We start from the raw sequence: 7,004 nt of genomic DNA on the forward strand, positions 1-7,004 counted from the left end.
GTCCACTGCCAGCAGTGCGCCATGCTCCGGCCACAGGCTCGCGTCCAAGGCGCGCACGCCGGGCATCTTGCTTTCGGGGTGCTTCTGAAAAAACAGCTCGCCGGTGATGCCGTCCGGCGCGCGCACCAGCGACACCGGGCGGTTCTTCAGGTGCGGCAGCAGCCAATCGGCCACGCTCTCGTAGTAGCGCACCACGTCGATCTTGCGCAGGCCGGTCGATGGGTCGATGACGCGCTCGGGGTTGGTCACGGTGATGCCGGTGGTCGGCTTCTTCGTTGCCGGCGCCGCCACCGCGTCCGGCTCGCGCGACACCTCGGGCGCTGCCTTGTCGGTGCGCAGACCCTTGTAGATCGAGTGGCGCACACGGCCCTCGGGCGTCCACTCGCCGAACTGAATCTCGACCACCAGTTCGGGCCGCACCCAGCGCTCGCCCCCGGCCGTGCGGCGGCCCCAGCGGCCGGGCTTCACGTCGTCGGCATCGACCGGCGGCTTGCTGATCTCGATCTTCTTCAGCCGCGCGTGCAGGTCGCTGCCGGCGCGGTGGTCCCAACCGGTGCCCACGTTGCCGGCGTAGTGCAGCACGCCGCCTTCAAAGTAGCCCAGCAGCAGGCTGCCCACTTCGCCCGGCGCATTGGCGCGGTCGTTGAAACCGATCACGACGAACTCTTGCCGCCGCGAGCCCTTGAGCTTGAGCCAGCTGTCGGTGCGCGCCGAGACATAGGGCGCATCCACCCGCTTGGCGACGATGCCCTCCAGCCGCATCGTGCGCGCCGCCTCCAGCATCTGCGCCGCGGGCACGTCGAAGTCCTGGCTGAAGCGGATGCGCTCTGGTGCGTCCGGGCCGATCAGCCCGCGCAGGGCGGTGCGGCGCGCGGCCCAGGGCACGGCGCGCAGGTCCATGCCGCCGAGGTAGGGCACATCGAACAGGAAGTAGACGATCTCGTCGTTGCGGCCGGCGTCGATGGCGTTTTGCAGCGCGTTGAATTCGGGCGCGCCGTGCGCGTCGAGCACCACGATCTCGCCGTCGAGCCAGGCTTCGCTGATGCCCAACTGCTCGATGGCCGCGGCGAGCGTGGGCATCTTGCGCGTCCAGTCGTGGCCATTGCGGGTGAACAGGCGCGCCTTGCCATCTTCAATGCGCGTCAGCAGGCGGTAGCCGTCCCACTTTGGCTCCAGCGCCCAGCGGCCAGGCGGCAGCGAGGCGGCGGCGGTGGCCAGCTGTGGCGACAGCGCGGCCGGCAGCTTGGCTTTGCGCGCCAACGACAGGTCCGTCGCCGCCTCTGCACTGGTCGGGCCGACCGGCGTCGATTCGAGCCCGCGCGGCTCGCGCTCTTCCACCAGCCCCAGCGGCTTGGCGATCACGCTGTCGGGCAAGGCGGCGATCACGTCGTACTCTGTCGTCGGCCGGGCCCACGCGTCGCGCTTCTTGAACAGCATCCACGGGTCTTGCTTGTCGCCGGGCTTGGCGATGCGCACCAGCTCCCACCGGCCGGCGAGTTTTTCGCCGTGCAGGTCGAACACCAGCTTGCCGGCGGCTATGCCGGCGTGCGGGTCGCCCACGGGCGTCCAGGTGCCGCGGTCCCACACGATCACGGTGCCGGCGCCGTATTGCTTGGGCGGGATCGTGCCCTCGAAGCTGCCGTAGGAGACAGGGTGGTCTTCCACATGCACCGCCATGCGCTTTTCTTTCGGGTCGTAGCTGGGGCCGCGCGGCACGGCCCAGCTGAGCAGCACGCCGTCCAGCTCCAACCTGAAGTCGTAGTGCAGGCGGCCGGCCCAGTGCTTCTGGATCACGTACAGCAGCTGGCCCGACAGCGCCGCGCTGGCCACACGCTCGGCCGGTGGCTCGGGTGTGATGTGGAACTTGCGCTTGGCGCCGTAGCGGCCCAACGGGTCGGCCGCGGGCTTGGGTGACTTGGCGGCGGCAGGGGTGCTGCGTTTGGTCGCAGGCTTGGCAACAGCCTTGGTGGCAGGCTTGGAAGTGGCCTTGGCAGCAGGTTTGACCGCGCGCTTGGCGGCAGCCTTTACTGCGGTCTTGGCAGGTGGTGGCGTGCGACGGGCGGCCACCGAGTCCTTCGAGCTGCCTTTGCTGGCAGGCCTGGTGGCACTCGGCATCGTCGCTGACCCTTTCTACGTCTCGCTGTTGGCAGCCAGCTGCAGCCGGCGGTAGGCGCTGTAGTGGCGCAGGGCGCCTTGGCGGTCGCCGACCTGCTCGTACAGCTTGGCCGCGTTGTGATGCGCGTCCACAAAGTCGGGTGCCAGCTTCAGGCAAGCCTCGTACCTGGCCAGCGCCTCGCGGCGGCGGTGCAGGTCTTCCAGCGCGATGGCCGCGTTGAAGTGCAGCAGCGGCTCGTCCGGCTTCTCGCGGATGGCTTTCTCAAGCACCTCGACCGCCTCTTTGCAGCGGCCGGCCTCGCACAGCATGGCACCCAGGTTCACGGCGGCGTAGACGTGGTCCGGCGCCAGCGCGAGCGACTGGCGGTAGGCCTCTTCAGCGGCGCCATCGTCTTCGCCCTCAAGCTGCTCGCCACGGCGGTACCACTCATGCGCGCTCACGGCAGGGGTTGGCTGCTTAGGCGAGGCGCCCGCCGGCTCGCGCGAGGCTTCTCGCGACAGCACCGTCACGCTGCCTTGYTGGCCTGCCGAGGGCGCCACCTCGAAGTCCATCAACAGCTGGCCCGACTCGGCACCCCATTGGGCATCGCCTTCTTTCACCGCCACTTGGTTGCCCACGGCTTTGATGCGCAGCCCGCTGAGCGGCAGCTCGGCAGGCAGCCGATCGCGCAGCGACTTGAGCGAACTCAGCAGCCGCTTGGGCGGGATGTTGGCGGCGCGCAGGTGAAACGCGGTGCGCAGCAGCACCACGTCCTGGAACGAAAAGCGCAGCTCGTTGCGCGGCCCGCGCGCGGGCGTCACGAAGCCGGCGTTGACCAGGCCCGTGACCACGCTGCGGCTCAAGCCGAGCATCTCTTCGATGTGGCGCAGCGTGTAGGGTGTGTCGACGACGGGTTGATCGCTCACGGGCGCTCGCTCACTTGCGTGCGCGGGTGCGGGCAGGTGCGGCGGCGACTTCTTCCAACACCTTCGGCGCGCGCTTCACCGGTTTGCGCTCTTTCAGCGCGCCGGCGGGGATGGCCTCTGCTGCCACCTTGGCCGGCTTCTCGGACTTGCCATTGCTGGCCTTGGCCGGCGCCGCGGTGGCCTTGCCGCCCTTCTGGCCTATGCTGGCGCGCAGCGCTTCCATCAGGTCGATCACCTGGCCGCCGCTCGGCTCTTCGGCGCGGGCCGAGGCCACCACCTGCTTGCCGGCGATCTTGGCGTCGATCGCCGCAAGAATCCGGCCCTTCTCTTCGTCCTTGAATTCTTGCGGGTCGTACTCGTCCTGCGAGATCTGGTCGATCAACTGCAGCGCCAGCTTCAGCTCGGCGGCCGACACATCGGCTGGCTCGATGTCCAGGTCTTTCAGCGAACGCACCTCGTCGGCATACAGCAGCTGCTGCAGCACCAGGCCGTCTTCAACCGCGCGGATCTGCACCACATACTGCTTGCCCTTGCTCGTCCAACGGGCGAGGGCGCAACGGCCGCTCTCGCGCATGGCCGCGCCCAGCAGCGCGTAAGGCTTGCCACCGCGTTTGTCAGGCGCCAGGAAGTAGGCGCGGTCGTAGTAGAGCGGGTCCACCGACGCCTCGGGCACGAAGGCCACGATTTCGATCACATGGCTCGCCGCCTCGTCCATCGCTTTCAACTCATCGGGCGTGAAGAGCACGAACCGGTCCTTCTCGAACTCGTAGCCCTTGATCATTTCAGCCCGCTCGACCACCTTGCCCGTGGATTCGGAGACGTACTGCTGCTTCACCCGCGAGCCATCCTTGGCCAGCATCTTGAAGCTCACCGCACTCGACGATTCAGTCGCCGAATACAGCTTCACCGGTACGTTGACCAGGCCAAAACTGAGGGTCAACGACGCGATGGAACGTGCTGCCATGAGAACACCTCCTGAACCGGCGGGAGTAGAGCGGGGGAAGCAGCATAAATCGTTCCGGGAGGCGAGGGAAGGGCGGCAGGGCGGACGGAGATTTCTGACCAAAGTAGGAGATATTCCCTTGGGGTTTTCCCTTCTCGCTGTTCGACGATGTCGGGTTTTGCGACCGAAATACGTTCCTCTCTATCAAGCGCAAGCTTCAGAGAACTGCGGCGAACAGCCGAGGCAGAGCAAAAGTCGGCGACCTACATTACCAATGAGTTTGTGAGCGATGCCATGTCCGAAACAACTCAGTCTGCGCCTGCGTCCGCTGATGCCGCAGCACCTGCTCATGTCCTTGAATGGATCAAAGAGCCTTTCGAGGAGGAGGCGTTTGCCGAGGCATACGCTGAGCATCTTGTAGCCCTTTCCGAAAGATACGGAGTCTCTAACTACACCACCATCTATCTTCTTGATGGTCAAGATGAGTTGTCGTCTTGGCATTCGAATCGGATTTACAAAGCCGCAAGTGCTGCGAAGAAACAAGGCCCAATTCTCCTCGTTCTCCATAACCTCGGCGGTAGCGTTGAGGCTGGCTACCTCATCAGCAAGACATGCAAGCGGCTGTCAAATGGGAGATTTGTTGTCGCTGTGCCTCGAAAAGCTAAGTCGGCCGCGACATTGCTCTCCCTCGGGGCAGACGAAATTCATATGGGTCTCATGAGCGAGCTGGGGCCAATCGATCCGCAAATAGGTGGTTTGCCGGCACTCGGGATGAAGAACGCGCTTGAAATTCTATCAGAACTCGCGTGTAAATATCCCGGAGCCTCAAAAATGCTGGCGGACTACATTGAAAGCAAGCTTGATCTGCGAATTCTTGGATACTTTGAAAGAATAAATGAGTCAGCAAGGCAGTACGCAGAACGTTTGCTGTCTGGAAAACCACTTGAAGCTCCAAATACGCCGAGGTCATTGGCTGATCACTTTGTAAATCACTACAAAGATCACGGCTTTGTCGTTGATTTTGATGAGGCGCGTGATCTTTTAGGCAATGAGATCGTCAAGCAAGAGTCCACAGAGTACTCCTTTGCCAACGCCGTCTATGAATCGTTCGATTTTATACGGGTGATTCTTGATGTCATGCTCAGCAAGGATGTCGATCTGGTAGGCAGAGGAAAGAGTGCCGTCCGTATCTTCGATAGAAAAAGGGGCTCGTAGCCGTTCATCGGAGGATGATGAAGAGCCCAGGCTTAGGTCAAGAATTTTCTGCCGGAGTCACTATGTCTAACGATAGCCGCTTCTTTCTTGCGCATATCTCTGATCTGCATTTTTCCGAAGGTACGGATCGAAGTAATCCAAATCATGCCCATTCTATTGAACACCTGCTAGGTTTACAGAGAAGAATTTCAGAACTGGATGGGCTGGATCTTCTCATTGCCTCAGGTGATATTAGCAACCATGGGGACCGTCAAAGTCTAATTATGGCAAGTGGGTGGCTGTTTCACTCCATTCCAATTGGGGCTGGCGAGTACACCGGACTCAACTTCTCGCCCGAGCGTGTCGGAGTGGTCCCAGGAAATCACGATGCATGGAATGCATCTTCCGATGGAACGCTCCTCGATCGACGGCAGAAATCACTGGAGAACTACAATTTTGCATTTCCTGAGCATGTCATTCCGCAGTCTGGTTGCTTCTTCCGGTGGCTAGAAAAAGATGGCCGCGGCCTCTACATGGCGTTTATTGATTCGTGTTTTCTTGGTGACACTGAGGAACACACAGAATCGCCATTCGGGACTCTTAGGTTTGACCAAGCTATAGCAAAAGGTAAGCTGACGGTTACGCAAACTGAGCAACTTCTTGAATGGCATGACAAAGGAATGCAGGGTTTGCTTGAAGTGCCATGCGGCACGGGGGGCTTCATTAGCAAGGAAAAGTTTGCGACTAGCCTCAAGATACTAGTAATGCACCACTACTTGTTTGAGCCCCCGGAGAAGAAGAGCGACTATTTCATGAGGATTCAGCATCGAGATATTGTGTTTCGAAACATTGCGCTTTCCGATTTTGATGTTCTGCTCTGTGGGCATAAGCATATTCCGGCGTTTGATGTGCATGACTATGGTGCGCATTTCGATCGGCGCGCCGTTAGCCGCTACATGCTTAACTACTTCCGCCGGCTAATTGGCCTTGAGTCATTGCCGATTCAGCTGGTGGATGACAAAGGGCGACGGCTTCCTAAGGCCGTGACGCAGTTGTTTGGAGTGATTGGGAGCTGGGTAAAGCGCTTCGACCTTAAGCGTGAGTCACCCGGGAAAGAAATCGACGACGGAGAGCTCGCGGAGAGGGTTTTTGAGCTGCTGAAGCGAGGCCTGGAGGCGCCTGAGGAGCTCAGAAGAAGTGTTGAAACATACCTTCATGATATGGGGGCGGCAGGAGCTACAACGCTTGAGCCTGGCGAACTGAAGAGAATTCAGAAGAGAATTTCAACTGGCCTTTCGGTGCATGATAGAAAGAGCCTCAAGAAGGTCGCCGATCAAGTTTCGCAGCTTTCCCGGAGGCTGAAGTCCAGAGCGTTCATTCAGATGATGTCCGGCTCGTCAGCCAAGGTCCCGTCTTGCGCAGAGGCTCGCCGTTCGTTCCAGACTTATTCAATCAGCCACTCCGGTACCTCATGGAAGGTTGAATCGCAAAAGTACGAATGGAACGGTACTGAGTTTTCTCCTGACGCCCCGATTCGAGTTCATAACTTTTCGGCAAAGGTCTAGACTGAATGCCGTCGCTCGCGACGGCCCGCTTCTTGGTAATATCGGTGGTTACATTCGACGATCTGATTGGGAGGGCCTGTGGGCAAGGCAAGCTCGAAGAAGCAGAGCCGACGTCAGTGCATATTCTGCGGCGCGGAGGGGCTAACAGGCGAGCATTTCCTGCCGCAATGGATGCACGACCTTCTAATATTGGACGGCGACTACAACGGACACCAAGGCATTTCGGCAGACGTCCACATCGCCGACGGCAAAGCCGTGCCGACAGAATTCATTCGAAAGAG

General features: G+C 60.9%; 6 protein-coding genes. 3 read left to right on the forward strand and 3 right to left on the reverse strand.

Going from position 1 to position 7,004, the window contains the following annotated elements:
- The 3 genes from ligD to ku form a co-directional block, all read right to left on the reverse strand.
- On the reverse strand, positions 1-2,115 hold a 2,115-nt coding region (ligD, locus tag AC1DYI_RS22240; RefSeq protein ID WP_477206315.1), incomplete at its 3' end, for a DNA ligase D.
- 15 nt (positions 2,116-2,130) lie between these two features.
- Complete coding sequence (locus AC1DYI_RS22245) at positions 2,131-3,021, reverse strand: tetratricopeptide repeat protein (protein WP_477206316.1); 891 nt, start codon at positions 3,019-3,021, stop codon at positions 2,131-2,133.
- Positions 3,022-3,031: 10 nt separating this feature from the next.
- Positions 3,032-3,985, reverse strand: a complete 954-nt coding sequence (gene ku, locus AC1DYI_RS22250) for a non-homologous end joining protein Ku (RefSeq protein ID WP_477206317.1) — start codon at positions 3,983-3,985, stop codon at positions 3,032-3,034.
- Positions 3,986-4,132: 147 nt separating this feature from the next.
- Between ku and AC1DYI_RS22255 the strand changes: the two genes are divergently transcribed.
- The 3 genes from AC1DYI_RS22255 to AC1DYI_RS22265 all read left to right on the forward strand — a co-directional run.
- Positions 4,133-5,179: an SDH family Clp fold serine proteinase gene (locus AC1DYI_RS22255; protein WP_477206318.1), complete on the forward strand. Its 1,047-nt coding sequence runs from the start codon at positions 4,133-4,135 to the stop codon at positions 5,177-5,179.
- A 62-nt stretch (positions 5,180-5,241) separates the two neighbouring features.
- On the forward strand, positions 5,242-6,723 hold the full coding sequence (locus tag AC1DYI_RS22260) for a metallophosphoesterase family protein (protein WP_477206319.1): 1,482 nt from the start codon (positions 5,242-5,244) through the stop codon (positions 6,721-6,723).
- Positions 6,724-6,801: 78 nt separating this feature from the next.
- Positions 6,802-7,004 (forward strand): hypothetical protein (locus AC1DYI_RS22265; protein WP_477206320.1); only part of this gene is annotated, 203 nt, incomplete at its 3' end.

This window comes from Ideonella sp. P3_A4, from assembly GCF_056403075.1.